This is a genomic window from Microvirga tunisiensis (assembly GCF_009296175.1).
GTDB classification, from domain to species: domain Bacteria; phylum Pseudomonadota; class Alphaproteobacteria; order Rhizobiales; family Beijerinckiaceae; genus Microvirga; species Microvirga tunisiensis.
This window is the reverse complement of sequence record NZ_VOSK01000001.1, coordinates 199,793-224,547: the sequence shown is the minus strand read 5'-3', so window position 1 is coordinate 224,547 and position 24,755 is coordinate 199,793. Positions and strand designations below refer to the sequence as shown.

The 24,755-nt window shown below is 56.8% G+C and carries 23 protein-coding genes; 11 read left to right on the top strand and 12 right to left on the bottom strand.

The features are described from left to right. Positions 1 to 44 precede the first annotated feature (44 nt). From FS320_RS01030 to FS320_RS01015, 4 genes are all read right to left on the bottom strand, one after another. Positions 45 to 905 (bottom strand): hypothetical protein, encoded by an 861-nt coding sequence (locus FS320_RS01030; protein WP_152708735.1) that lies wholly within the window; start codon positions 903 to 905, stop codon positions 45 to 47. A 44-nt stretch (positions 906 to 949) separates the two neighbouring features. After that, positions 950 to 1,903, bottom strand: a complete 954-nt coding sequence (locus FS320_RS01025; RefSeq protein WP_152708734.1) for a hypothetical protein — start codon at positions 1,901 to 1,903, stop codon at positions 950 to 952. Between the two features lie 503 nt (positions 1,904 to 2,406). Then, a complete protein-coding gene (locus FS320_RS01020) occupies positions 2,407 to 3,246 on the bottom strand; it encodes a MucR family transcriptional regulator (RefSeq protein WP_152708733.1) in 840 nt (279 codons plus the stop codon). A 1,141-nt stretch (positions 3,247 to 4,387) separates the two neighbouring features. Next, entirely contained in the window at positions 4,388 to 4,870 is a 483-nt protein-coding gene (locus FS320_RS01015) for a PH domain-containing protein (RefSeq protein WP_152708732.1), read from the bottom strand. 145 nt (positions 4,871 to 5,015) lie between these two features. Between FS320_RS01015 and FS320_RS01010 the strand changes: the two genes are divergently transcribed. Beyond that, on the top strand, positions 5,016 to 5,342 hold the full coding sequence (locus FS320_RS01010) for a hypothetical protein (protein ID WP_152708731.1): 327 nt from the start codon (positions 5,016 to 5,018) through the stop codon (positions 5,340 to 5,342). Continuing rightward, entirely contained in the window at positions 5,335 to 5,556 is a 222-nt protein-coding gene (locus FS320_RS01005) for a hypothetical protein (protein WP_152708730.1), read from the top strand. The genes FS320_RS01010 and FS320_RS01005 overlap by 8 nt, the downstream gene beginning before the upstream one ends. An 81-nt stretch (positions 5,557 to 5,637) precedes the next feature. Here the strand turns inward: FS320_RS01005 and FS320_RS01000 are convergent, their stop codons facing one another. Together FS320_RS01000 and FS320_RS00995 are read right to left on the bottom strand one after the other, a co-directional pair. Beyond that, positions 5,638 to 6,405, bottom strand: coding sequence for a hypothetical protein (locus tag FS320_RS01000; protein ID WP_152708729.1), 768 nt, complete (start codon positions 6,403 to 6,405; stop codon positions 5,638 to 5,640). 69 nt (positions 6,406 to 6,474) lie between these two features. Further along, positions 6,475 to 7,743 carry a hypothetical protein gene (locus FS320_RS00995; protein ID WP_152708728.1) on the bottom strand — a complete coding sequence of 423 codons (1,269 nt, stop codon included), beginning with the start codon at positions 7,741 to 7,743 and terminating at the stop codon, positions 6,475 to 6,477. An 88-nt stretch (positions 7,744 to 7,831) separates the two neighbouring features. Between FS320_RS00995 and FS320_RS00990 the strand changes: the two genes are divergently transcribed. The 5 genes from FS320_RS00990 to FS320_RS00970 all read left to right on the top strand — a co-directional run bounded on the left by FS320_RS00990 (position 7,832) and on the right by FS320_RS00970 (position 13,559). Continuing rightward, positions 7,832 to 8,761: a hypothetical protein gene (locus tag FS320_RS00990; RefSeq protein ID WP_152708727.1), complete on the top strand. Its 930-nt coding sequence runs from the start codon at positions 7,832 to 7,834 to the stop codon at positions 8,759 to 8,761. A 63-nt stretch (positions 8,762 to 8,824) separates the two neighbouring features. Next, a complete protein-coding gene (locus FS320_RS00985) occupies positions 8,825 to 9,601 on the top strand; it encodes a hypothetical protein (RefSeq protein WP_152708726.1) in 777 nt (258 codons plus the stop codon). Between the two features lie 7 nt (positions 9,602 to 9,608). Continuing rightward, positions 9,609 to 11,894 (top strand): DEAD/DEAH box helicase, encoded by a 2,286-nt coding sequence (locus FS320_RS00980; RefSeq protein WP_152708725.1) that lies wholly within the window; start codon positions 9,609 to 9,611, stop codon positions 11,892 to 11,894. Between the two features lie 178 nt (positions 11,895 to 12,072). Then, complete coding sequence (locus tag FS320_RS50600) at positions 12,073 to 12,543, top strand: YcbK family protein (protein ID WP_152708724.1); 471 nt, start codon at positions 12,073 to 12,075, stop codon at positions 12,541 to 12,543. A gap of 215 nt (positions 12,544 to 12,758) precedes the next feature. Continuing rightward, positions 12,759 to 13,559, top strand: a complete 801-nt coding sequence (locus tag FS320_RS00970) for a hypothetical protein (RefSeq protein WP_152708723.1) — start codon at positions 12,759 to 12,761, stop codon at positions 13,557 to 13,559. 551 nt (positions 13,560 to 14,110) lie between these two features. On the opposite strand, the gene FS320_RS00965 is transcribed toward FS320_RS00970, so the two are convergent. The 6 genes from FS320_RS00965 to FS320_RS00940 all read right to left on the bottom strand — a co-directional run bounded on the left by FS320_RS00965 (position 14,111) and on the right by FS320_RS00940 (position 20,071). Then, positions 14,111 to 14,929 carry a hypothetical protein gene (locus tag FS320_RS00965; protein WP_152708722.1) on the bottom strand — a complete coding sequence of 273 codons (819 nt, stop codon included), beginning with the start codon at positions 14,927 to 14,929 and terminating at the stop codon, positions 14,111 to 14,113. 59 nt (positions 14,930 to 14,988) lie between these two features. Next, positions 14,989 to 15,345, bottom strand: a complete 357-nt coding sequence (locus FS320_RS00960) for a hypothetical protein (protein ID WP_152708721.1) — start codon at positions 15,343 to 15,345, stop codon at positions 14,989 to 14,991. Positions 15,346 to 15,354: 9 nt separating this feature from the next. Beyond that, positions 15,355 to 15,771: a hypothetical protein gene (locus FS320_RS00955; RefSeq protein WP_152708720.1), complete on the bottom strand. Its 417-nt coding sequence runs from the start codon at positions 15,769 to 15,771 to the stop codon at positions 15,355 to 15,357. Between the two features lie 117 nt (positions 15,772 to 15,888). Continuing rightward, positions 15,889 to 16,518, bottom strand: coding sequence for a hypothetical protein (locus tag FS320_RS00950; protein WP_152708719.1), 630 nt, complete (start codon positions 16,516 to 16,518; stop codon positions 15,889 to 15,891). A gap of 278 nt (positions 16,519 to 16,796) precedes the next feature. Then, entirely contained in the window at positions 16,797 to 19,721 is a 2,925-nt protein-coding gene (locus FS320_RS00945; protein ID WP_152708718.1) for a hypothetical protein, read from the bottom strand. Positions 19,722 to 19,732: 11 nt separating this feature from the next. After that, positions 19,733 to 20,071 (bottom strand): hypothetical protein, encoded by a 339-nt coding sequence (locus tag FS320_RS00940; RefSeq protein WP_152708717.1) that lies wholly within the window; start codon positions 20,069 to 20,071, stop codon positions 19,733 to 19,735. Between the two features lie 278 nt (positions 20,072 to 20,349). Here FS320_RS00940 and FS320_RS00935 point away from each other — a divergent pair, with 278 nt between their 5' ends. From FS320_RS00935 to FS320_RS00920, 4 genes are all read left to right on the top strand, one after another. Continuing rightward, entirely contained in the window at positions 20,350 to 20,814 is a 465-nt protein-coding gene (locus FS320_RS00935; protein WP_152708716.1) for a hypothetical protein, read from the top strand. Positions 20,815 to 21,251: 437 nt separating this feature from the next. Beyond that, a complete protein-coding gene (locus FS320_RS00930; protein ID WP_152708715.1) occupies positions 21,252 to 21,719 on the top strand; it encodes a hypothetical protein in 468 nt (155 codons plus the stop codon). Positions 21,720 to 21,969: 250 nt separating this feature from the next. Then, positions 21,970 to 22,344 carry a hypothetical protein gene (locus FS320_RS00925; protein ID WP_152708714.1) on the top strand — a complete coding sequence of 125 codons (375 nt, stop codon included), beginning with the start codon at positions 21,970 to 21,972 and terminating at the stop codon, positions 22,342 to 22,344. Between the two features lie 75 nt (positions 22,345 to 22,419). Next, positions 22,420 to 24,546, top strand: a complete 2,127-nt coding sequence (locus FS320_RS00920; protein WP_152708713.1) for an ATP-binding protein — start codon at positions 22,420 to 22,422, stop codon at positions 24,544 to 24,546. Positions 24,547 to 24,755: the final 209 nt, after the last annotated feature.

The following is a 24,755-nucleotide window of genomic DNA, read 5'->3' as shown; positions in this document are numbered from 1 at the left end:
CGCGGCAACAAGACAGCTGCCGCGCCGAGTTCCAGTAGGCTCTTCTACCGCCCTTGCACCGTCTCCGGTCTGATGGCTCCGCTGGCTTTCGCGGCCTCCGTAATGAAGCGATTGGGGCCAACAACGCGATATGACCGACTTATCTCAGCAATCAGTTCGTTCCGGCGCATCTCCCAAGCCTCAGGCGGGTTTTGATCTGATACCCTCTTCAAGGTTCCAAGCGGATACTCCACCTGCACCTTATACCGGTCGGCGGCATACAGCATGGCCCGGGCAATGAAGCCGTTCAACCGCGCGGGCGGGGCAAAGTGCTCTTGGTCAACCGCGACTTCACAGGCCTGCCATGGTTGCTTGGGATTCTCAACATTGCCTATCTGCAGTCTAGACAGTCGGTCAGCCACAGGCAGTGGCGCCAGTAGCACCAGGTGCGGATCCCGCTCCATGGCTCGAAATTCCGTATCTGAATCACTGCAACAGCGCAGTCCGACATACTTGAGGTTCCTTCCCATGACGCATCGCGGGGATCCTTCCTTGAAGCACTGACGGGTCGCCCCGAGCTGCTCACGGGTTATCACCCGGACGATCCCGGATCGCGCGAGATCCTCGCTTCCGCTCCGATCGATCGGTTCACAGAGTTCAGGGTGGATGGCTCGCCCATCCGGGCCGAAGCGACAGCCACAAATGTCATCTCTCGCGCCGTCCTTTGCCACGGGCACAGCGCCATCCCTACTTGTCGTGAGCCCCTCGGACGCCAGCCGCCCGTAGATGGTCAAGAGCGCATTCGACATGTCCCTGGCAGCCGCCTCGCCCCCAGCATCTGCGATCGCCTTGTCCAAGCGCACCGTCTCACTATCCAGTGCCCAGCTCGGGCTGCCGGCGATGAGTTGAGCAGAGATCGCCGCCACGATGGCGGCCTTCCACGACACTCCTCTAGCCAGGCCCCAGGTCCTCATGATGTCTTCCCCTCGTCGAAGGTAATACGGAACTTCGACAAGTTCTCGCGGGCTTCCCTGATTTTGCTCAGGAGATCGATGACAGCGTTCTGACGGGCCTCAACGACGGCATCCACATTACTATTGGTGTCGATTAGGCTCTTCTGACCTGACCAAACATTTTTGACCTTCAGCACAACTTGGAAGCCACCCACCACTGACTGCAGGCCTCTCCTAGAGAATGCTTCATATCGAGACAGATCAAAGGCTGCCGTTGTCTCGGTGCCGGGTTGCAAGGGGGTCTGGAGAGCTCCCTCGACAAACCCTGATGCCAGAGCCTGACCGTTCGCATCAAAGAGATCCAGGTCGATACCGACCTTGGTTAGAGGCACGTCAAGAGGATTGAAAATCGAGAAGCGCAGCACAGGCTTGCTCTGCCACCATGAATAGCTCGGTCGAATGGGATGGAACTGCGATAGCAACTGTTGCCGCCGCTCGGCCTCTTGGCGCTCGTTCCTCACCCTAATCCGATTACGAACCTGCCAGTCACGGACCCATGCCTCCTGTCGGCTCAACAACATGGAATCTTCGGATACATACTTGTTCACGATGGTTGCCGGCGTCATCCCGGCAACTTTCGGAGCGGCCTGGACGATGGCTTCAAAAAAGGTGTCTGTCCCAATTGCGGGCATCGCCCCGCGATCAACCGCTACCGGGAGGGGCTTGGAAGGGTCGAAATCATCGGAAATCTCCGGGAACTTTCCAGGAACCGCGATGCGATAAAGAGCAAGGGAGAAGCCCCTGACTTGACCGGGATTGTCACTCAAGGACGATACCACGTCCTCGTAGGAATCCCGCACAGCCTGAACGTCTCCGGGTTCTATCGAATTCTGTGAGCATCCGGCGACAAAAACGGCTGCAGCAAAAGCGATTGACCCGAGGCGAATCTGTCGCGCTGCGGAAAAGAACATTGATAGGAATCCTCGCTTCCAAGAAGGCTGCCAACATCTAAGCAGAATTCCATCTGATGTCATTCTTGCACGAACGAAAAGGGATCAATAAACCAACAGATACGCCCAGCCTGCACTTTACGAATTTGGCTTCAGTGGAATCTCGATGATCGCAACAACTGGACAGGTCCGCATCGCCCTTCTTGCCGCCTGCATGACGCTCGGAGGATGCCAGACGCTCGACAACGCCTTCAGCACGAATGCTACGACCTCGTACGTGGATCATGACGCGGACTTGGGCGCCAGTGATCGTGATGTCGGGCCTCAGAAAGCCAAATCGTCCTCAACCTTAACGGATGCAGAGGACACACTCGGAGCTACGAGTTGGGTCGAGCACCGGCTGACCACAAAAAACAAAACGGGCCGGCAATCCATGCCGACCCGCCGCGTTGCGCAGTCACAGGTTCCAACCATGCTTCCACCCGCGCATTCTGACGCGGAGGGCTTGTTGGATCCTAACGCATTCAACCCTGACGACGTGCGCTAGCCCGGGCTCCTGCCTTCGCATTCTCGTTGCTAGGCCACATCCGCTCGCGATAGTCCCAGAGGATCTGGAAGTCGGGGTCGTTCTTAGAAACGCCACTCAGGATGCTGTCGACCGCTTCCTGTGAGAGCAGCGGCCCTTCGGTATCCCGCTCCCGTGTCGGCGGGCGGCCAACTGGACGCCCGATCTGATCAACGCTTGGATCAGGGAACTTCTCATCGATCGTTGAGTAGTTCGGATCGCCGATCAGGTAGAACGGCACATCCTCCATGGTCGATTCCTGGGCAATCTGAAGAGATTTCTCCCGCCGCTTTTCACGGAAGTTCTTCGCCGTCATCGGATAGGATTCAGGCAGTCCAAACCTCTTCCGGTAATCCTCCGGCGTCATATTGTGAGCTGACCGCAGATGCCTGGTCAGGGTCTGGAACCGCCGGCCATCGATCAGTGATACGATGTAGTCGTCGAACACCGTCCTCGCGATGATCTCATCGATCGACTCCTTGACACTTGCCGCCGTCGGGATTGCTTCGACATCCGCCTCGTCAATCGGCGCCACGTCCCGCTCAACGCGCGCCGGCTGGGCTGTTGGGCCTACCGACGGAACTCCCTGCTGCAAGATCTGCATGAGCTCGTCCTGGGTCCGGGGCAGAGTGCCCGACACGATCGCGCGCCCGACGACTGCGATGCCCAGCATCAGACAGGATTCAAGCGGTGTCAGGTTCCGCGAAGCGGTCTCACCAATCACAGACGCCAGCTGGGACTTAACAGCTTCGGTGCCTGCGGCCGCGTCCGTGTTGGGCTGCGTCCCGAACATACCCATCAGGCCACTCACCAGTGGCGACGTTAGAACGCCAGACGACCCTTGGCTGGTCCCGGCGGGTTCAAGGGGCTGCGCGGAAATTGTCGCATCCTCCGATCCCCTGTTTTTTGCCGACCCTCGAGCCCTCGCGGCCGCCCGCCCTTTCGCTGCGCTCTTCTTACCCTTCGGAACTTCCGTTCCCTTTTTTCCAGAGTGATCGACCACTGAATTCCCCAAATCTGGATCTTATAATGACAGTCTACTTGCGCCCTTAAGGATTCCCTTTGGACGGCTTCCCCTGGCCGCATGGCTCCGCCGAGGCTGCCACCTACCTGCTTTCGCCTGCTTCGCCAAAGGCTTCAACCTATTCTGCTCAATCGTTCCATTTTTAGCAGCTTTTCCTCTGGATTAGGGAGCAAATGTGGCCTAGGCCATTTTCGCAGTATCTGCTGGCGTTTTACCCGCGGACAAGGGCCTTAATCCTTTATTTCTGGGAGAAAATCCCATCCCGGCGCAAGGATTCCCGGTGAATCCTATCCTGAGATGGGGCCATCCCGTTGCGAATCCGTGATTGCCTCTAAGCGGAACCTCAAGAATGACCTTCAATAAGGATTTGGGTATCCCCATTAGCCCCTTACGTCCCGACATCCGCCTTATCCCAACGACCTTGTGGGGAATTTCCCTGGCCGGCCTGTGTACGGGATCTTGCTGGGGAGCCATTCGGGCCGATGCGCTACGCTCCGGCGCGCGGTGTATGTATGCCGACAACCCTGACCGCCGCACACATCACTTTGGCTCAATCCACCTACACGAACGTTGGCGCTACAAGGAAGGAACCGCAAGCCTAGAGGCCCTATGGCCTGTCTGTGGTAACTGCCACGATATGATGCATCCCGGACGCATGCTTGCGGTTCATGGCCAGGTGGGTCTCCAAAGAGCCGTCGTTCGATACGCTCAGGTTTTCGGTATAAAGGAGGAAATGGCCTGGAAAGAGGCACAAAGGGCCTTGGCCGAGCATACCCGTAACAGTCGTGTTGACAGATGGACGGTCGATCTCAGTCTCGTCGAGCCGCGATTCCCCCTTAAGCCCAAGAAGTCAGCTCGCGCGATCCTCGCCTGTCATGAGTGGGTCGGACACCCCTTCGGGGCAGCCCATGACCTTTCAAAGTCGATCACCGGCTAACAATCTGTCCCGATTGGACCTGATCAGCGCCATCACCTGCTGGACGGACACAACGTCCGAGACCCGCAGCAACGACGCTCCTCTCATGTCGACAACCAAATCGCCAAATCCAAGGACTCGCTGCATTGCTCCTTGGGCTACCTCCATGTTGGCGATCTCACGAAGAGGGACCGTCATCAGCCGAACCCGGATGAAACCGATCCGATACTCGATGCGACCTCCATAAACCGTCAGGATGCTAAACCGCCATCGAACCCATGCTGACAGGACGGCGAACACGAAGCCAGCCAACAAAATCAAGGAGGCCCAGGGCGCGACATCCATCCAAATCTTAAATGCATCAGGGTAGTCGGAAACGAACACCCCCAGATATCCGAAAGATGCGAAGACAAGCGTCCAGATGACCACGGCTCTCGAGAACGCAATCCAATGGGGCCGGAACTCTGAAACCTCAGTGCCCAACAGCGTGCCTCCGCTTAACCCAAAACTCGACAAGTTGATCACTCCGCATTTGATGTGTTGTTCGGACAGAATTTGCCGGTACGAATGAGATCAGATCAATCGCGAACCGGATCAGATGAGAATCTCACCCCTTTTGATGGCGCTTATGTTTATACCGCCGCTCGTCTCCACTGTCCCATCAGCTCGGGCCGAAAGCAGTCTGCGAGATCGGTTTAAGACGGAGGCGTGCGAGAAAATCGTCGACGACTACAAGCGCGTTATGACATCGGATCCGCGCCTTCCTCCGACCGATCCAAAGAATACCTCGCACCGCGATCTCGCGGGTGTATCCGCGACGGTGGCTCGCCATGCCACTCTGGACCGGCTTCTCACCATTGCCTGGTCATTGCAATGCGATCTCGGGCCGCTCCTTGATCTTGAACGCACCCGGATCAACGACGTCTACATCATCAGGAAGGAAAACAATGATTAAGCCAGTGACGCTCGCTCTCTTGGGTCTCGGACTTGCAGGTTGCGCAAACGTCAGCGACGCACCTGTCGCCGGGAAGGAAACCTTCGTTCCCCTCACCAACCAGGCCTATTACATCGAGCAGAAACCCTTCGACGATGATGCCTGGATGTATCCACCTGAGGAACAACGCCTCCGCAAGAGCACGAGAACCTCACGTGTAATCGTGAAGCCCTAAACTTTCGCGCACTGCGGCCGGGCTCATATCCCACTGAGCCCGGTTTGCTTCGGGAGCATCAGGAGGCTCACCCTCCACCCATCAACCGATCCGCGGCTTTGCCTTCAGGTATGAGAAGCCCGCGGTGATCTTTTGCTCCACCACACACACGGGCAGATTGCTCCAGTCTATCGAGACCGATGTTCTGCGCCCCGGCGCACTGTCCTTCTCAGGAGGAGACTTCTCAGCAGGAGCAGGAGAAACCGGAGCAGCCGACAGCGAATTAACGGTCCTAGATGCACGCAAACCTGATACAGCGGGCACAGGCAGAGACGAAACACACGCCTCCGCTTTCGCAGGCGATACGGGAACTACCTGGACCCGGATCGCCTCTCCTTTTACCTGGGCCTTGGGACCAGGAACAAGCGCATCCGCCGGCAAGTCAAAGTCCGCTTCTTCCTCATACTCCTCGCGGGTCTTCGGATCGATCCGTGGCCCGCCATAGCCCTGCTCTACGATGGCCAGCCTTGAATCTACGTCCTCATCAGAATCCAGAGCCGTCTGCGCCCGCCACAGGAGCTCAGCAGCCAGGAATGGGTGCATTGGATCCTTCGCAGTCCTGAAAAAGGGAACCTCTGCCGGAGCCCGAACCAACGTTGCGTCATCGACGCGGTGAAAAACCACGGATTCGTCACTTTCCTCGCCCAGGTGCCTCCTCCTCACACCCCAAAGCGTATCAACAAAAGCAGAGAGGTGTGCGAATGGGCCGACAATGACCCTCGCCTCTCTCTTCCGGCAAATCGATTTTAGGCCTACTTGGCCGTACACAAGCCCGTTAAGATCGAACGCCATCGCCCAGAGGCCTGTCACCTCATCCTGGCAAAGGGTCCGGTTCCCACTGCTCGAAAGCAACCACTGACGCAAGGATACCTCCACCCTTTAAATTCCGAGACGGCCGACGGTCTGCTTCCGAACGAAGTTCACACCTGCACCGGCCTGACCTTCCATCTGCGCACCAACTCCGGTCAGCCCTGCTCCCGTCTGGAAGAGCTGCTGCGAGAGATCGAAAACCACCTTCGCGAGCCCCTGAACGATCAACGCGCACCCAAGCAGATAGAAATAGGACATCCAGTCGAACTGGCTCGACCCAGGCCGCATGTTGGCGAAGAACTCTGGGCTGAACATCCCCGACGCTCCTTGACTGCCGAACGCCTGCTTGAAGCCGCTGTCCAAAATGAAGGCGGCTGTGGTGATGACCAGCCCGGACACAGCGAACGCCGCTCCTGCTGTCAGCACAGACCGAAGTGCCGTCTGGGCAATATGTCGTGTCGACTCGAATATCCACAGGAAGAAGAAGATCGGCGCTAGGGCGCATACGACCATCATCCTGAGCAGTGCATCGACATATCTGAACCCGAAGGTCAGGGTGAGCATAAAGAATGTTCCAGCCATAATGAGCCCAGCGATCATGTACGATAGCAACATCATCCAGCCGGAATTCTGAGTGCTCGGCAGCTGTGTCGCGATCCAGGTCCCGGCCGCGATTCCGCTGACACCCAGCTGGTGCAGGGCCAGCAGCAGCTTCTGCGCCTGAAACACGTGGGTCTGAGAATAGCCGTTCATGTCCGATGGCTGCTGGTCGCCCCCCTGGCATACCGCAAGATTTGCACCCCCGGATCGGGCGACATCACAGCTCGCTGACATGAGCAGCGAACCGATCTCGGTACCCAAGGCCAGTGGTCCCATAATGAAGAGGTCTGAGACCGGAGCGAGCTTGCCTTGATCGGCTTGGGACTGTGACACCCCTGCAGTCGTCGCCGAGGTCAAGAAGACGACGTAGACCACTGCCAGTCGGATCAGGAAACCATACAGATCCCGCCACTCATGCCCGTGATCCCCGGCGAACGGCGTCGCAATCATCTTCCCTACCCTAAGGCAGAGTGCCAGGAGGGCAATGATCGTCGCCAGCGTGATCAGTTCAGGCGAATTCTCAACCAATTGACGATACATGGTCAGGATGAGCCCATCCATCCCATTAAAGAGCGTCTTGTAGACGTTACAGGACCAGCAAAAATCGATCCCCATGCCCTGCTGGAGAAAACCATTGATCGAACTACCGCCAGACTGCAGACCCTGTGAGGCCTGGGCATAGGAGACATCTGAGACTTGCTTAAACCAAAAGCTTATGGCGGAATCTGTAGGATTCATGGGGGTTCCTTTTCAGGAATTTATAAGCCAAAGCGGGACTCACAGAAATACCAAAACCCCATTAGATTGGGTCCCAATGAGGAAAAACATGCTGAGCAAGCCGGATTTGACGTCACGGGCAGTTTTTGTCGCCCTTACAGTTACATCAGCGGCATACGCTGTCCCCGTGTCTGCGCAGGATCTGTCCGGCGAAGCAGCCCGTGTAGCCTTCGTCGAGAAGGCATGCGGTCCCGACGAAACGAATGCAGCGATCGGAGAGGCCTTCTTCGGGAATCTCTCCCGCTACATGGAGGTTAACAATCGAGCCAATGAAGCCCGAAGGCTCGATGCAATCCGGACCCGGGAGAAGGAGGAGTTTCGGTCTGCAAGGGCGCGCATCGTCCAAGCCATCGCTGCAGAGATCAAGAACAACATCACTGATCCCCAATGGTTCGCTAAGCTCTCCAGCCAGATGAATGGCGACGGCAACGCCTTCAGTTTTATCTCAGCTGCCCGTCAGGTTGTTCTCGCCGAGCTAAAGGGAAGCAGTGAATTCTTCTACGAAGTCAATCAGGCTGCCACTTCTGCCTGGACATCGCAGGACGTGTCTCCCCTCAGTGCCGAAAAGATGAAGCAGGTTACTGGCTTTACCGGCACTTTGCAGACAATCATGCTCTCCATCCCGGCAAACGCGTTCGAATTCTTCGTCAACAATAAGCCCTATCGCATCTACTGGGCCGGGCCGATCGGCCCTACCGGATCTTATGTGAGCAAGCAGGCTGACGAGGTCATGAAGAAGTCTGCCGACGAGACGATCGACGCAATCACTGGCAAGAACCAGTTCTTCGGCCGCTACCTCAAGCAAGCCTATTTCTCGACCAAGCAGAGCGCCGGGAGGGAACCGTCCCCAATCGAAGGTGCCATTTGGGCAGCTCATTTGTGTGTCAGCTACCAGATCGGAGTAAGCAACGATCTCTTCAGCACTGATACAATCAACAACGTCTACATCAAGAATCTCAAGGACCGGGGATCCTGGTGAATCTTCGCCCCCCGATCCCGCGCCTCTGCCGTCACGCCGAGTACTTTGGCGTGATGGCGGAGTGTGCACTTCGGACAAGAAAGATTTCAAACCCCTATGCCGAAGACAAAGAAGTCGAAGCTTTCAGGAAAGGAATACGTACTGGCTCCGCAGCCGCGGGTTCAGCGCAAGGCGGATTCCTCTGAAGGTGACTACTATCCCACGCCTCCTTGGGCACTCCTCGCCCTCCTCGCCGTCGAGGAGTTTCAAGGGAATGTTTGGGAGCCAGCCTGCGGCGAAGGCTATCTCAGCCTGACGTTACGCTCGCGGGGCATGAAGGTTCACTCCTCCGATCTGTTCGGCCGGGGCTACGGAACCGCTGGAGTCGACTTTACCTCGTACCGCGAACATGCTGATCAAGGCCAAAAGCTGGCCGATAACATCATTACAAACCCGCCTTACCTAGAAGACCTCCCGGCCGAGTTCATGAAGATCGGACATTCGGTCACGCGCAACAAGCTCGCCCTCCTAATGCGCCTTGCCGTACTGGAGGGCCAGGAGCGGTACCATGATGTCTATACGAAGATTCCGCCCTCGCGCGTCTGGATCTTCAGCAAACGCCTCACGATGGTAAAAAATCGAGTGATTCATCCCGGCGACAAGGTTCCGGAAGGCGAAAAGAAGAAGGCCGGCACCGTTGCCTATGCTTGGTTCATCTGGGACCACAAGTCGCCTGACGTAAAACGTTTCGACTTCATTCCGCCGGCCATCTGCAATCAAGTGATGGCGGAATCCAAGGCAATCACTCAGCTCGTTGAGAGCCGGCGTGATCGCTTGTCCTCCCTCCGTATGGCCGCGTGAGATCCCCATGACGACTTCGATCTCATTCGAGCAGGATTTGGCTGCCCTCCGATCCTCTATGTTCGACCTCTCCCTGAGGAACCGTCTCATTAATCTTCCGGTCGATGATCGGGCTCGCGTCATCAAGTTCGCTGGGACGGCCAGCCGCATCAAGGACCAACTGATAGCGGAAGGGCGGGAACTCACAATCGGCGATGACGAGCTCGCGACATGGACAGATCCAGCTCTGGTACTCCAGAAGCTCCGGGCCATTCTGGCCGACAATGCAACTCTAATGGAAGAACAGGGAATCTCCTCCCTGAAACTCGGCCTACACCTCATCCGCTGGCGCGAGCCGAAGGACGACCGCGATCGCTATGCGCCCCTCTGGATCCTTCCTGTAACGGTCTCTAAACACGGAAAGGAGTTCCGTATCCGAGCAGCGGACGACAACCTCGAGATCAACGAGTCGTTCGCGAGCAAAGCTGGGCTGGATCTTGAGCAGCTCCGCCATAATCCGATCCCTTATCTTAGATCCGGAGCAAGCGCTGTCATCCGAAGTGTCATCGATGAAGCGGTCCTCGGCCTCTTCTCCCAAGCCCGTCTTGCCATGAGTCGAAGAGCGGATCCCACCGTTCATCCGGAAATTCTTGAGAGCGATATTCTCCAGCGTCTCATTGCGACGACTCGGCCAGGTTATCGCCCGCCGGCCGCAAAACGCCATCTGAACGTCGGGGCCTTTGCTCTTCCGTCGGAAAACATTCATACCGTGCCTGCCGACGCATCACAGGATCGTGCTATCGCGCTCAGCAGAAGTGGCGAGCATCTCGTTATCCAGGGTCCGCCGGGAACGGGAAAGTCCCAAACGATAGCCAATATCATCGTCAACGCATTCAAGGACGGTCGCTCGGTCCTATTCATGACTGAGAAGATTACCGCGCTTGATGCAGTCCATCGGCGCCTAACTGCTCCGGAGATCCAAAACCGCATCCTAGCTCTTCATGGATCGCGGCTCGACCGAGCCGCCCTTGCTGACGAGCTAAACATCTCAGCTGAAGGCGTTCTCGGTGTCGCAAATCTTCTCCGACAGTCCGATGCCCAGCGGGTTCGGCCCATCCTTATGACCTCGCCAGCAGCTTTCGCGCTCCACGTCCCATCAGATTGGCGCTTTGACCTCCTGATCATTGATGAGGCTTCGCAGATGAACCTAGCGGCCGCCGCCGCTGCGATCGCCTCATCTAGACAGCTCATTGTGTGCGGGGATTCCAAACAGATGGGCCCGAGCCTTACCTTCCAGAAGAGCTTGGACTCCGTCCATACGAACCATCCCCCGGCCAGCCTTCTAGAAGCTGCCGATCGGTCCGATATGCCGAGCACGATGCTAGAGCGTCACTATCGATCGCTTCATCCTTCCTTGATCTATGTCTCCAACCAAATTTTCTACGAAAGACGGCTTTCGCAAATCCCTTCTCCCTTCGCCAACGCCAGTATCGGCGTCAAACTTCATTACGTCGATGGCGCGGTGTACGATCGAGGAGATACAAACACCAATGAACTCGAGGCAGAGGCTGTCGCCCAAGAAGTGGTCAGGAATGCCCAAAAGAACCCGACCTTTTCCCTAGGCGTAATCGCCATGAATGACAGTCAGCGGGATCTCATTCGGGCCAAGGTTGAGGCAAGGCTTTCCGAAGCTGGCCTATCGATAGATCAGCTAAACCTGACGACGGACGCGGAGCTCTTCATCCGCAGTGCGGAGCACGTTCAAGGTGACGAACGCGACATTGTCCTGCTGTCCCTCACATACGGGAGAGATGCCAACGGGAAACTCTCGGCAAACTTTGGTTCGCTTAACCAACCGGGGGGCGATAAGAGATTCAATGTCGTCATCACTCGGGCCAAGTACCGAACTGATGTTTTCGCGTCGTTCCGCGCAGCGCAAATGAGCCCGGCCAAAACCCCCGGCGTAGAGGTGCTGAAGTATTACCTTCGACTGGCGGAGTTGGGCTTCCCTGCGCTCGAGCCCAAGTTCCCACTTTCTGAGCTAACTCGTGCGCTAAGGCTCAATAGTTTCGAAGCCGAACTTTACAATGATGTAATGTGCATCAGGGACGAGCGTGGCATTCACATTGGAGCGATCTACACGACAGGCGCGAAGCATCCCCTGGACGAGCAGGCCGAAATTGCACAATTGAAAAGCACTGGCTGGCAAGTCGTCGTCGTCCCGCTCGACCATACAAAACGAGCAAGCCCGAAGTACCACGATACCCTTGATACCGTTCTCAGAGACCTGTCCCGGTTCCGTCGTATGGCCTAAACGGTGCTAAGGTCCCACAGAGTAATTTGTCGTGTTTAAAGATTCATACCCTGCTCCGACGCGGCGATCCATCTTGACCGGGCTCGCATCACTTGGCCTCGGAGCAGTCTCACCAACGCGAGCGCTCGGCGCAGCACCGGACGTCTCCACCGGCTTCCCGCCCTCGGAGCTCCGCAAGATGGACGCTCTATCGGTACTTACCGACAACGGTCTACCTGCTGATCGCGGACTCTGGTTGCGCAACCCGCATACGCATGAGGAGCTCGTAGCCATTTTCTGGCGCCAGGGAGTCTATGACCGGTATGGCTATGACCGAACTTGCTACATTCTACGTGATTGGCGTGAGAATGAGGTAATGCCGATGGATCCGCGTCTGCTTCACCTGCTGTGGGCTATCCAGCGCGGATCTGGGTTTGAGCGTCCACTTCTAATCAACTCTGGATATCGGACGGTCAAAACGAACGAGTTGCTTCGGTCCGAAGGATCCGCTCTTAACTCGTATCATCTGCACAGTCAGGCCTGTGACATAGTGCTCGACGGGATCTCCGCGAGCCGTGTCGCCGATTACGTCCAGAGCATGCGGTATGGCGGGCTCGGGCGCTATCCAGGATTCTGTCACTGCGACACTGGGCCGATCAGGGTTTGGTGAGGCTTCTTTGACAGTGTGTTCGAACACCCAGAAGTATGAATTTCTAATGCAATACGCTGACCCAAATTGCAGGAAAGTCTGACGCTATTTCCGATTTTCGCCCACTAAGGCGGGGACGCAGCCAGGAAATGAGCGAGCCTAGAGTCAACCGGTCGGGACTCTGATTGTACTCGCCTTGCAGAGGCATTCACGGTTTCAATCCCCTAGAGAGAAAAATGTTCAATCCAATAGAATTCGCCCGCGCTGAAGAAGCGCTTCTGAAGCTGCGCGCCGCGGAACTGGCGTTGACCAAGAGTTCGACTGAGTTCGAACAACGCATGGAGGAACTCCGGCGCGATCATGACACTCTGATTGAAGAGATCAACGCGATTATCTCGATCGCCAAGGATGCTTACGAAAAGTCTCTTCATGATATCCTGCACGAGCGGAACCTGAACGAAGACGCGGTACGTGCTCTGATCTCCCAGAGAACCGACGCCCTCGTGCTAGCCGGTGTCGCCAGCTTAGAGGTTCCGATCGAGGAGATCAGGCCGCAGCGCCGGCCGGGACCAGCCAGAGGCACAAAGCGCCGTACTCGCGGCGAGACCGCGGATACCCCCGCCGCGGATTCGGGCTCTGACGAGGTTAACCCCGTAGGAGAGGCGGCGGATGTCGCAGCTCATTCAGAATTACTGGGTGGTGATGAGCAGCAGCCGAGCAACGATAGCGCTGGTTCAGTCGACGGAGCTTACCAGGAGTCTACGCACGAGTCCTTGACGCGAGACAACGGAGGGTTTGAAGGGTCTGAATTGCTGATCGACGAAGACAGCGAGACAACGCAGACTAGCGATGATCCCTTCGCAGGCCTCGCGGAGGCACACCTTGTTACGTCAGGACATTCCCTAGGCCACGACGAACAGGCGGCCGATCCGCTCATTGCCTCTCTCCTTGGCACGGGGGCAGAAACAACAGCTGCAGACGAGGTCGGTCCTGCGATCCCAGGAGTCCCGGCCGACGATGATGAGGACTGGAACTAATCGGAGCCTCATTGGCTCAGATCCCCTTAGACGAAACGAAAAGGCCCGGAGAAGCCTCCGGGCCTTTTTTGTGGCGAATGGGTTCAACTACCACTTCACGCACAGTCGATACCTAAGCCAAAGCCAAGCTAGAGGAAGAAGGCCTTTCCTCGAAGTGCTCTCTATCTCCTTCAGCTTTTCCCAGGTGTCCCGCTGCCTCGACTCAGGTACTCGCGCAGTCACGAATGCCCGCAAGGTCAGATCTATGTCGCCATCAGACCGGCAGCTTGACCTACCTTTCAAGAGTAATGTCCGAGCTCCGCGAAGAATCTCGGACATCTCATCTACATTCTGAGCTCCAGCAAGGCGCTCAAGTATTTCGGGGAAGTGAATGAGCAGATCAGACCGCTCCCGTTCAGAGAGCGCCTCCAGAACCTGCCCGACTTGACCCTTACCCTGCTTAATTGCCGCTTCGATGTTTGCGGTAATTTCTAGGAGGCGCGTCCGACGCATGACTGCATGACGTCGCTTCGCCTCCTCGGCAGCACGCTTTAGATCGCCTGAGGTTCTGATCACGCGATCTTCAGCGATTCGTGGTTCATGCGCTTCGCTACTAATCCCGCAGCCGTGAACACTTCGTCATTTTTGTTCAGCCACGTGATGAAATCATGCTGAGCACCGGAAGCTGCAAAATCGTCGATCTTGAACTTGTCAGCAAAGCCTTTGTAATCGAGGTTTGCCAAGTCGCGGAAGTTCATGAACTTCCCTTCAATTTGATCCCAGACTTCAGACTGGCAGCGCTCAATGGTGATGAGCGTTGCCTTATTTGCCTTCACGGCTTCAAGGAGGGCTCGGTACTCCGGCAGTGTCTTCAGGGCATCAAATTTGCCATGATACTCATTCTGAATGACGTAGCGCCTGGTGATTGGAAGCTTATCTTGGTTCTTGGCTGCAAGCTCGAGGATTTCCTTCGCATCGTGTACGGACTGCGCTTGTGCCGTCACTGGAATAACTAGATAGATCTCCGACGCTTCAAAAAGCCGTCCTGCATTGCGCGCGTTAGCCCAGTCGAAAACCAGCGGCAGGACATTGGCACCAAGGTCGATGATGCAGTCTCCCCTTCGCAGGTATGCACCAATCTTATCCCAATACTGGACCGCGGATTGGGGGTTGGCGCGAATCTTGGCCAGTCCAGCACCAATGCCCAACTCCGCCACATCCGGGAGGATCCGACCGAGCTTGGAATGCTGATCTGTTCCCTCCTCTGGAGTGTCAGCCGCAACGGCTTTCATATCGGACCCTACCAGGCCGTATGAATAATGGAGAATATGAGACACTAAGGTCTTGCCCTGGCCGCCAGTACGGTTGCCGACAAGGATTGCGGGCTGCATGGTTCTATCCCTAGGAATCTGCCGGAGATTTCACGGCAAGTAACAACAACGTAGAAAGGCTACTGTCCGACCCTGCGAACGCAAGCCATAAAGTTTTGAATATCCTCAGTTCCGTATGACGCCGGATCCTTTGCGTCGTTGAGGACTAGGAAGTCTACATAGATGCCTTCGGTGAGCGGCATCGAGAGTGACCATTCCACGGCGTCAACTTCCACTATCGAGACAATACGCTCCTCGTTATTCTCGCTCTCGTAGTGCTTAAAGTAGCCCTTGATTGAGTTGCGGTCGAAGTCGATGAATAGACGGGCGCCAAGATAGTCCTCTTCCGGAACGCGCGGACCCTTCATCAGGAGCATCGGACGTCCATTCGGCCGAGCCACAAGATCGAGATCCCGGCGACATACTGGATAGCTCATCGCGACCTCCTAACCCGGTCCGCCGGCGGATCCGCCGCCTTCGAATCCACGCCCACTCATGGGGATCTGGGTATGCCCCTCCTCCCGCATGCGAGCATGAATCTCCGCCGTTCGCCGTCGATTGAGGCCTCGGCGCGCGCCGTTCTTGAGATTCTGCTCCACGACGTTGTCCAGTGGCGAGACCGGTTGGAGCGGCGAGCATTGGCTCATTTGCGACAGTACGAGGATCGGATCTGAGATCTTGCCGTCCAGGTTCATCGGATTAACGATCCCGATCGACCGCGCCACCGAAGGCTCGCGACCACGGACAAGAGAGGTAGCGGTCATAGGAAAATCGTGCGGACTCTTATAGTGGGCGGCTAGTTCGCGGCACAGGGCGACAAAGCGATCACCCAGTTCGTGCATGACTTGGGGTGTATGCAGCATAGAATCTGTCCAATACAGATTGGTTGACTTCTCAACGGCTACCAAATTGGCAGAGACAAAAAAAGGGAGGTTCCAGTGAACCTCCCCCTTAATCTCTTGACGCTGTTCGCCAGTTGCTTAGCGAGACTGACCTTGATCCTTGGCGCTCCGCATCTCGGCAACCTTATCCTTATAGATCTGGTTACCTTGCGTCACGGCATCCTTGATGGCTCGTGCGTTCACCTGGTTGACCCGCTCACGCAGACCCTTTGCCTCTATGAAGGCGAAGCCCGACTTATCAATCGCCTCGAGACCGGTCTTGCCAGTCTTGTCATTGCGAACGAGGTCGTGGTTCATCATCAGGAACTGCATCCGATGGTTCCCCATAACCTTCTTGTAGGCGGCGTCCGCTACGATTGGGTTTTCCTTACCCACGAACCAGTTGACCCGAGCAGACGGGAAGTGACCCTTCTCGTCACGCGTCAGCGTGTTTTTGCCGACCTTGATCTCATTTACCTTCTCGCCGGTCGCCTTCTCATGGGCTTTGGCAGCCTGGTCGAAGTACTTGCCGTCGATCGAAATGAAACGACCGGTGAAGAAAAACTGCTTAGTCTCCGGGTTCTGCCTCGGAACCTGCCGCGGAAGAACCATCGGGATGTGACCCTTCCGGTTCGTCAGGCCGTCGATGGTGGCCAGAGCCTCATCGATCGCGGTGTTCTTGGAAGCCTTCTGAGTGGTGTTTTCAGCGTGCTGTACCGCCGTCGCCATGCTCACTCTCCATTGTCCATTCGGACATCCCGCCGGCCCAGTGCCGGGAATCGGGGCAGCGCATCTCCCGCCGCAACATAAGAATCATAACACCCGTAAACCTGAACAGTAAACCGTTGAAAATGACCTAGGCCACTCTAATGGGATTTATTCTCTAACCAAAATAGTGGTTAACGACCTTTGCGCCGTGGGCCTGCTAACCCGAGCAGACCCACGGCGCAATTAAGTCCGGGCCTATTCAACATAAGTCCGTGCTCGAGCCGTACCTGCTCGACAGACTACGCCTTAGCGTTCTTGTCCTGGTCGACCTCGCTCCGATTCATCACAATATCAGGGTTCTGCAGAACTTCCTTATCTGTGAAGGCAAAGTTCTGCGGTCGTGCGCCCACAACTGCTCCATTTACCACCACGACTCTTAGCCGGATTGGCATTGCTTCGTCCAAGCCGCTCTTTCCGCGCAGGCTGGCCCTCAGAGCCGCCAAATCAACCTTGAAGTGGCCGTTCTCCGAGGCCAATCCATTCCCTCCGTTCTCGACCTTCCAGTTCAGCGACATCCCATGAACGAAAGAGATAATGTGCCCACTTGAATTGGCCTGAAGTCTGATGGGGCCTTGGTCCTTAACCATCTTGAACATCGGCTTCTTCTCGACAATCAGGCGGGCGACCTCCTCGAGTGGATCGACACGCAGGCCGGTCTTGGATTCCTTGAAAACCTGCAACTCCTGATTCCGGTTCGAGAGATCCTCAGTCAGGCGACCGATCGTCCCTTCGAGGCTAGCCACGTTATCAATCTTGTCCTTCTGCTCCCGGACCCATGTCTCGTACATCTCGCCGTCACGTTCCATCTTATGGAACAAGCCGAGCAACTTCTCGTCACGGGACTTTAGGATCTCCGGAAGCTGGTCAAGCAGGAATGGGCGTCCCTGCAAGCTCGCCTTCATCTGACATACGATTTGGTACGCACGGCAGTACAGCGCCATATAGGCCGGATAAAGGGGGTGATCCCCCTCATCCTTCCTGGTGATCATGCTTTCCTGCCGCATCGCGAATTCAATGATATCAATCGGCTTCTGCAGGTTGATGAACTGGGTTAACGCCTCCTGAGTTGCTCCAGGTAAGCTGCTGCCCAGCACACGACTGCGGCCAATGCTGATTGCCTTCTGATCCAGCCCAGACCGGCCCGACAATCCCTCCTGTACCCAGTCCCTTGTCCCGGCGAAGTCGTACCGAAATTCTGCTTCACTCAGTAGGGAGGCGAACCCTGCGCCAATATCCTGATGCTCTGGAAAGGCTTCAAAGAACGTTTCCAGATAGGGCCGCACTCCTTGAGCCCACTTGAGCTCAGTCTTGTTCTGGAAGCCGACCTCGGCGAGCTCCTTCACCTTTGCAAATCGACTGGCGGTTACCTTATGCGCCAGAAAGAAAGTCAGACGGTTGGCCGCGGCCTCGATCGATCCAAACCCTTTCTTGGCAAGGCTGTCTTCACTCGCCAGTCCGAGCAGACCCTTGCACAATCCGAAATCCACTCGATCGAATTCAATCGAGGCATCCCTCGCGATCAGACCCCGGACGTGCAGGTCTAAATAGCTGAAAAATTCATCGGTCCCGTTATACTTAATCAGACGCTTCAGAAGCTGGTTGATCTCGTCTTCCTCCGGGAGTTCCCGGCCCCGCTCGCCAAGGCGCCGCTCGATCTCATGCTGAGGCATGATCGCAGCCCCGGCGGCTGCGTTGTAGAGTTCCTCCTCACTGGATTGTCCGACATCGTCCTCAGTGGCCTCAGAGCCCTGCTCGGCCGCTTCTGGGGGCTTACCCTCCCTAAGATGTTTAACGGAACGATTCAGATCCAAGCCGCCTTCGAGGGTCGCGATGACCTCCTCATGCTCTTCTGTAATAAGCGGAAGAATGTCCGTCGTGAGCTTTTCCTCGACAGAACCGCTGGATAGGATCCGCTTGTACAGCTCAAGCAGTCGGACAGCTTCGCTCCTGATCCGCAGGCGGTGCTCCTGATCTTCAGAGATCTCAGGAATGGATGGCGTGACCACGACAGGGGCCACGGATGCGAGAGACTGTTGCACGGGTTCTACTGCCTTCGTTTCCGCTACTTCAACTTTGACTGGAGCCACACTCTCTGGCGGGATGATTGGGACGATCTCAGGTTCTTGGACGAGATCGGCATCATCTGACTCGACGGAAGCTGCGGTCTGTTGCCGTTGCCTCTCGATGAGGAGAGCCCTCGCGTCGCGCAATAGCACGTAGCTCTCGTCATCATCCTCTGAGCCAGCAAGAAGGTTCTCGACCAGATCGAGATCGATCGTGTCGTGAAACCGCCCTAGGGGAATCTCTTCGCCGGTCTCGCCATCGTCGTTATCATTGACGGCTTCGACATCCTCCGAAGTCAGCGATGTGGTGAAGTCCTCCCCTCCCCCATTCATTAGAGGGTCGAAGACTGAAACGACCTGCGGAACCGCCGGGGCCACAAGTGGGCTAGCTTGAACCATCCCTGTGCTACGGTTGACCTGAGGCGCCGCAGCCTGGGCACGTGTTAGGGATGCAATCCTGGCGTCCGCGACGTCGGACCGCGAACGATCAACCGAGCTGTCGACCACCATCTGCTTCAGATCCTTCTTCATCGAGGTCTGAAGCCTGTTGAGCCACTGCCATCCCATGAGAAAAACTCCTATTCCGGCACCAAGCCGCACAAGCATTCCAAAATCTGAAAGAAAAAGACGACCGACCATCAGCAAAGCCACCAGGCCGATTAGGATCAGGGCGACGTTTGGTAAGGAATGCCGGCCAATCCACGCTTTCGTCCTGGTCTCTCCCCACCTAGCCGGACCAAGCCAAGCCAAAAGCGCAACGAAGGTGAGACCAGGGACCCACCCGTTGATGGGAGTGTCGGACGACCAGCTCCGCGCAATCTCCACCAGATCCGGCGGGTAGATCAGGTTCACTCCTGAGACGAGCCATGTCAGCAGAAGCCAGTTCAAACTGACGGCAGCTCCCCAGAGCACCAATGGCTTACCAACAAGCGAGATCCTAATCGCAAGTCCCAGCGCCAGGACGCTGGCAAACCATGATCCAGACAACAGGTAGACGGAGACGAACGCTGTTCCGCCCACGCCGGTCGAAATATAGACGCCCCGATGGCTCTCCCAAAACGGGAGAGCACTGATGGGCAACGCCGCACGTAGACTGCTCACACTTGGGCCCCTTAATCAAAGTCCCGCCCGGCCGAAGTGCGCGACTTCGCGGGCCGAGCCTCCTGAGCATGAAACAGCTCAGCGGCCGCCCGGTGGCATCCCTGCTCGAATCCTTTACCGGCCAGTTCGTCCATACCCCGGTCAGCCGCTGCCAGGGCCGTTGCATAGAATCTCTCCGACTGCTGACCGCGGTTACTCTCCGGAGCCGAAGGAGCTCCGATCTCATGACCAGACACGAACTCAGAGAAGCCTTTGCTGGCATTCTTGAGTCCCTCATCCGCCAGGGATGAGAACATCTTCATAAAGCCCTGACGCTCTTCTCCGTCATTTTCGAAGGCGAGATTCAACATTCTGGACTCCCGAGAATCGTCCCAATTGCGTCAGCTTTACCATAAAGCAGGTACACATTAGGGTGCAGATTCATTTTAATCCCTTTTTTCACGGACCACACCACCGGATGCGCTAGTTTATGGCTTTTTAAGAGACTGGTGGGTTTTCCAGCAAAGGCTCTGGTCCTATTTAGGTAAATCTGCGCTATTCAGATCCGGCCTAGACTTTACGGGCGGCGGAATCTCCATCTGCCCCGATCGCGATCAGGCCGACACAGACACTCGAAGAGGATCGGCAAATGGCCCCTTCCCCGGACGACCAGGCGTTTCGCCTCATAACATCCCGACTCGTCGCCCCGGAGGAATGGGCGAAGCCGATTGTTGACCAAGAGACAATCTATCCGACCATTGAGGCACTTAAGACGGCCTATTCGGCTGCTCACCGGCCCCTTCCCGCATTCGTCCATGGAACGCGCGCCCTGGCCCCGATCCATGGCGCCGAGAACATTCTCGACGCCCTCTTTCCGCACGGTGTTCCCGAAATTGACATTCTGCCAAGGGAGACTGCCAAAAACCTCGCTTTGCTCATTCGGATTGCTGAACGGGTGGCGGCAAGCCCTGGGATGGAAGAGGTCCTGGAGGATCCCTCCATCGTTGTCGTTCTAGACGAGGAGCGCTTCCTAGAAAGGATTGAAGCGGGTCTTGGTCTACCCCGCGACGGAGACGAAGCTCATGCCCCCGCTAACGAGAACTTAGAAGGCTGACGCAGCGCATCTCGGACCATCCGCCCTCAGGTCCCTGGTTTGTCACGAAATTAAATGGGGGTTGTGACCCAACCCCTACAAAGTAAATCCATGCCCTCGCGAACCCCGAGGACTGCCCGCCTCTGCGGCCGTACTGGTTATCCTGCTCGGGTTATGCCGGTTTTCCCCAGGCTTACGAATCTCGAATTGGACAGCGAACACGCCACTATTGAGTGCCCAGTGGCATCTTTAACTAAAATATTTAATCCCTTTTAAGTGAACTAACTTGTTGAATTTGTTAGCGAGAGCCTTCCTTTCCGCCAAATGGCAGCAGGTCCTTAACCCTATTTTAGAGACCGTACGAATACCGAACAAAAATCGAATCAAAGGTTTGACACCCTTTTTAGATTCCCATAAAAACCCCATTAACGTTCAATGAACGTTTGAGGGGGTTTACGGTGCAGGTGATCGTGATAGACGCCAATTCTCGGCAGATCGCTTGTCAGGACGTTCAGTCGGAGGATGACCTTGTCGGTCTTCTTTCCGAACCTGATTTCGACCGCATTCCTGTCTATGACAACGTTGTAGCCCTAGTGGGTGAGCATTCACTGTTCGTCCCGGGCCAGCGCTTCATCGAGATTTTCAAACCCGAGAGCCTGAATTCGTCCGGCACCCTGCGAGGTACGGCTGTTCTTGCCTGCCTCGGCCGGGACGGGAACCTCAGTTCAATCGAAGACACCGCTCTCAAGGCGTCCGGCTGGCTTGCACACCTGCAGGCGACGACGAAGTTCCTCCGTCCCTTCCGCACAGGCTTCCCGAACCGTCCGATCGCTCTGACCGACGATGCCGGCGATCATATCGTTCATTGCCCGGCTCTTCAGGTTGCCACTCTCACGCAAAAAGATTTCACCAATGGCCCACTCTAACGCCTCAAGCCGGCCGTTTCGCCGGATGTGCCTCAATCTGGATGTTCTGGTGGATATTCCTTCCACACTCTCGTCCGAGGGACAGCGCGAGGCTCTCCGCCTCCTCCGGAGCGGATCGCTCATCAGCAACCTTCCCATCAGTCTTCCAGGTGAGGAAGGTTCAATTTCCTTCAGCGCTACGTCCCCAGTTGGTCTGCGGCTCCCCGTGGAAAGCATCGAACTCAGAGTTCTTAGCCGGTCGGGGCAGTCGTTGCGGCACTCCTCGGCTCCTTCATGGCAGGGCGCCCGTGATCAGGTCCTCGTTTATGCCAAGTCCTTCAAAGGCCAGCGGGAACTGACACTCGATATTACCTCGACGTTTATCGACGGGTCCTCCTTCCACCTGGCCACGGAGTTCGATCCCAACCATCCCAAACACCCGGCCGACCTTGTTCTCGGAGAGCTCCTCTTCCAGGTCGCCTCTGGGGCCAAGAACCCTCAGGACCGGGACACCATTCGCCGAGCCGCTCAGGCTCTAGATGTGCTCCGCGGCCGAGATGTTGCTCAAGACCGAATTGGCGATGAGCTCGTCCTTGCTCTCAAGCAGGCCGAGGACGCCATCGCCCGCCGCTTCCTCAACTCCTAGCCCATCCCAACCCACCTGGACGCTGCGATCGACTTTCCTCCAGGCCCATCAAGAACCGTCAAAGCAATCACCACCATGCTCACGAAGCACACCAGAATCCGCTACGCAGCAAAAGCCGTCGAGCGTCTCATCGCAGCTGGGACCTACGACCTCGCTTACGAGTTGCTCGATTATATCGCAGACCAGTTCCTCGCCTTCGGCCTGTCCGAGCCGTCTGGGGAGGATCGCCGCCAATTGCTCCAGTTTAAGAAGCAGGAAGTGGTCGGGCCTTTCATTCAGGGCATCATCTCCACTGGCGCACAGTCGGTAGACTTCCAGAGCGAGCTCTACGACACAGCCAAACTGGCTGCATGCCTCCTTGCGGACCGGGCAGAGGATCAGGAGATCCTACAGACGATCCTCCTCGCCTCTTGCGACCAACACCTATTCACCACCTGCACGCTCGCCGGATACGGGGTTCTTCCGCATCCCAGCACGTCGGCCCTTCCGATGGCCGGCATCGCCGCGTTGCAACTTGCGGACGTGACCTACACGGTTGCCCGAGCCCGTAACCCGCGCGACGGCTTCGCCACTCTTTTGTCGTCCGGGCTTCTGCTGCCAGCACACCTGCATTGCTCCAAGCATGCTCAGAAGAAAACCAGGATCCTTTCGGAGCACGAGGTCATCGACGAGGACACTCCACACGGAACTCCTGCGAACGCTGTCCGCGTCCATGATCGGATTCTGAGCACGATGAAGGCCGGCCAGATCTATTCTGGCTCCTCTTGCGACGCATTGTCTACCGGTTCCGCCGACCGCCACCTGCAGCCGGTCCTCGAGCTCATTGAAAAGTCTGTCGCCAACGACGTCACTGGTATCAATATCGCCATTCGCACGAAAGCGGCTCTTACTGCCGCTGGCAAGATCGTCGACGCTCTTGCAGCCAAGAACTTTCTCCCGATCGTCATTGACGAAGACTCCAACCCGAACGAAATCCTGGTCTCACTGGTCGTTTCACAGTTGAAGGCCTTCCGTTCCACCGAGGTCGAGCCGGTTCTGATCATCACGGATGACGCCGATCTCATTACCGCGATCGAAGAGGAACATGACGACTTGGCTCCGCTCTCTCCGCAAAGTGAGCAGGGCCCGGCCCGATATGACATCACCTGCATGACCCCGCAGAAGGTCCTGCTCGGCCATCTGCTGAACAACACGGTCACGCCCTCCATCTGGCTTCTTCCAGAAGAAAAGCCAGTCACGGCTAAACTCCTGTCTGTGCTGTCGGGCATTCACACCATGCCGCAGGATGATACGGCAGAGCGTGCTAGTGCAATCCTGAGGCTCGCCGGATCGTTCGGGCTCGAACTCCCGCACTCAGTCGCCCGTCGTCTCGCCTCGTTTGTCGCCAATCCAAACGAGATTGCAGGCGCCATTCGGGCTGCCGCCCTGACGAACAACGTGGATGGGCTAGAGGCTGCGGTCCGGTCGATCATCGTTGGCTCGAAAATCCACAGGTCTCTCCCCCCGCGTGGCCCGGAAGCGTTCGACATCCGGCTCGTCAACACCGTGGAGCCGCTTGCAGATATCATCTCCACGGTCGTGGAGAACAAAGACAAGCCGATCTCAATCCTGCTCCACGGCGCTCCCGGCACGAGCAAAACGACGTTAGCCCAGTATATGGCTGACGAGATGGGTCTGCCGCTCCTGATGAAGCGCGCGTCCGATATTCTTGGCCGCTATGTGGGTGACACGGAGAAGGCAATCGCCGCAGCGTTCCAGGATGCTCAGGCCCAGAATGCCTTCCTCCTCTTCGACGAGGTGGATTCGCTTCTATCCAAGCGCGAAGGCGCTCGTAACCTCTGGGAGAAGACTCAGGTGAACGAGATGCTGACCTGGATGAACTCCCATCCCCTCCCGTTCGCCTGCACCACGAACTTTCTCGACCAGCTCGATGGAGCGGCGGTACGTCGCTTCACGCTGCGCTACGAGTTGAAGCCGCTCGACACTGAACGCGCCAGGCTCGCCTGGACTTCAGTGCTGGGCCTCAGTGAGACCACGGTTCCGCAAGACCGCGATCTCGAAGCACTTACGGTCGCAGACTTCGCGAACGTCGCGAGGAAAGCAAGTCTCTTCAAAACCAACGATCCCGCAAAGCTTCTGACTTGGCTCAGGCAAGAGCGTGAAGATCGCGGCGAGAAGGTGACGCAGTTTGGGTTCCTCTAACGAACCCCACCAGTGCCGGGATGATCCCGGATCAGTATCAACGGGAGGCGGACAACCGCCTTCCACACAGGGACCAAGATAAGCACTCCGGTGCAAGATATTTAAGAGGCGGGCAACAATGACAAACGCTGTACAGTCCATCGCTGATTTTTCCTCCGCTCCCATCCGGCAGGCTCCACTCAATCGGATTCTCCAAGCTGCGGAGGACA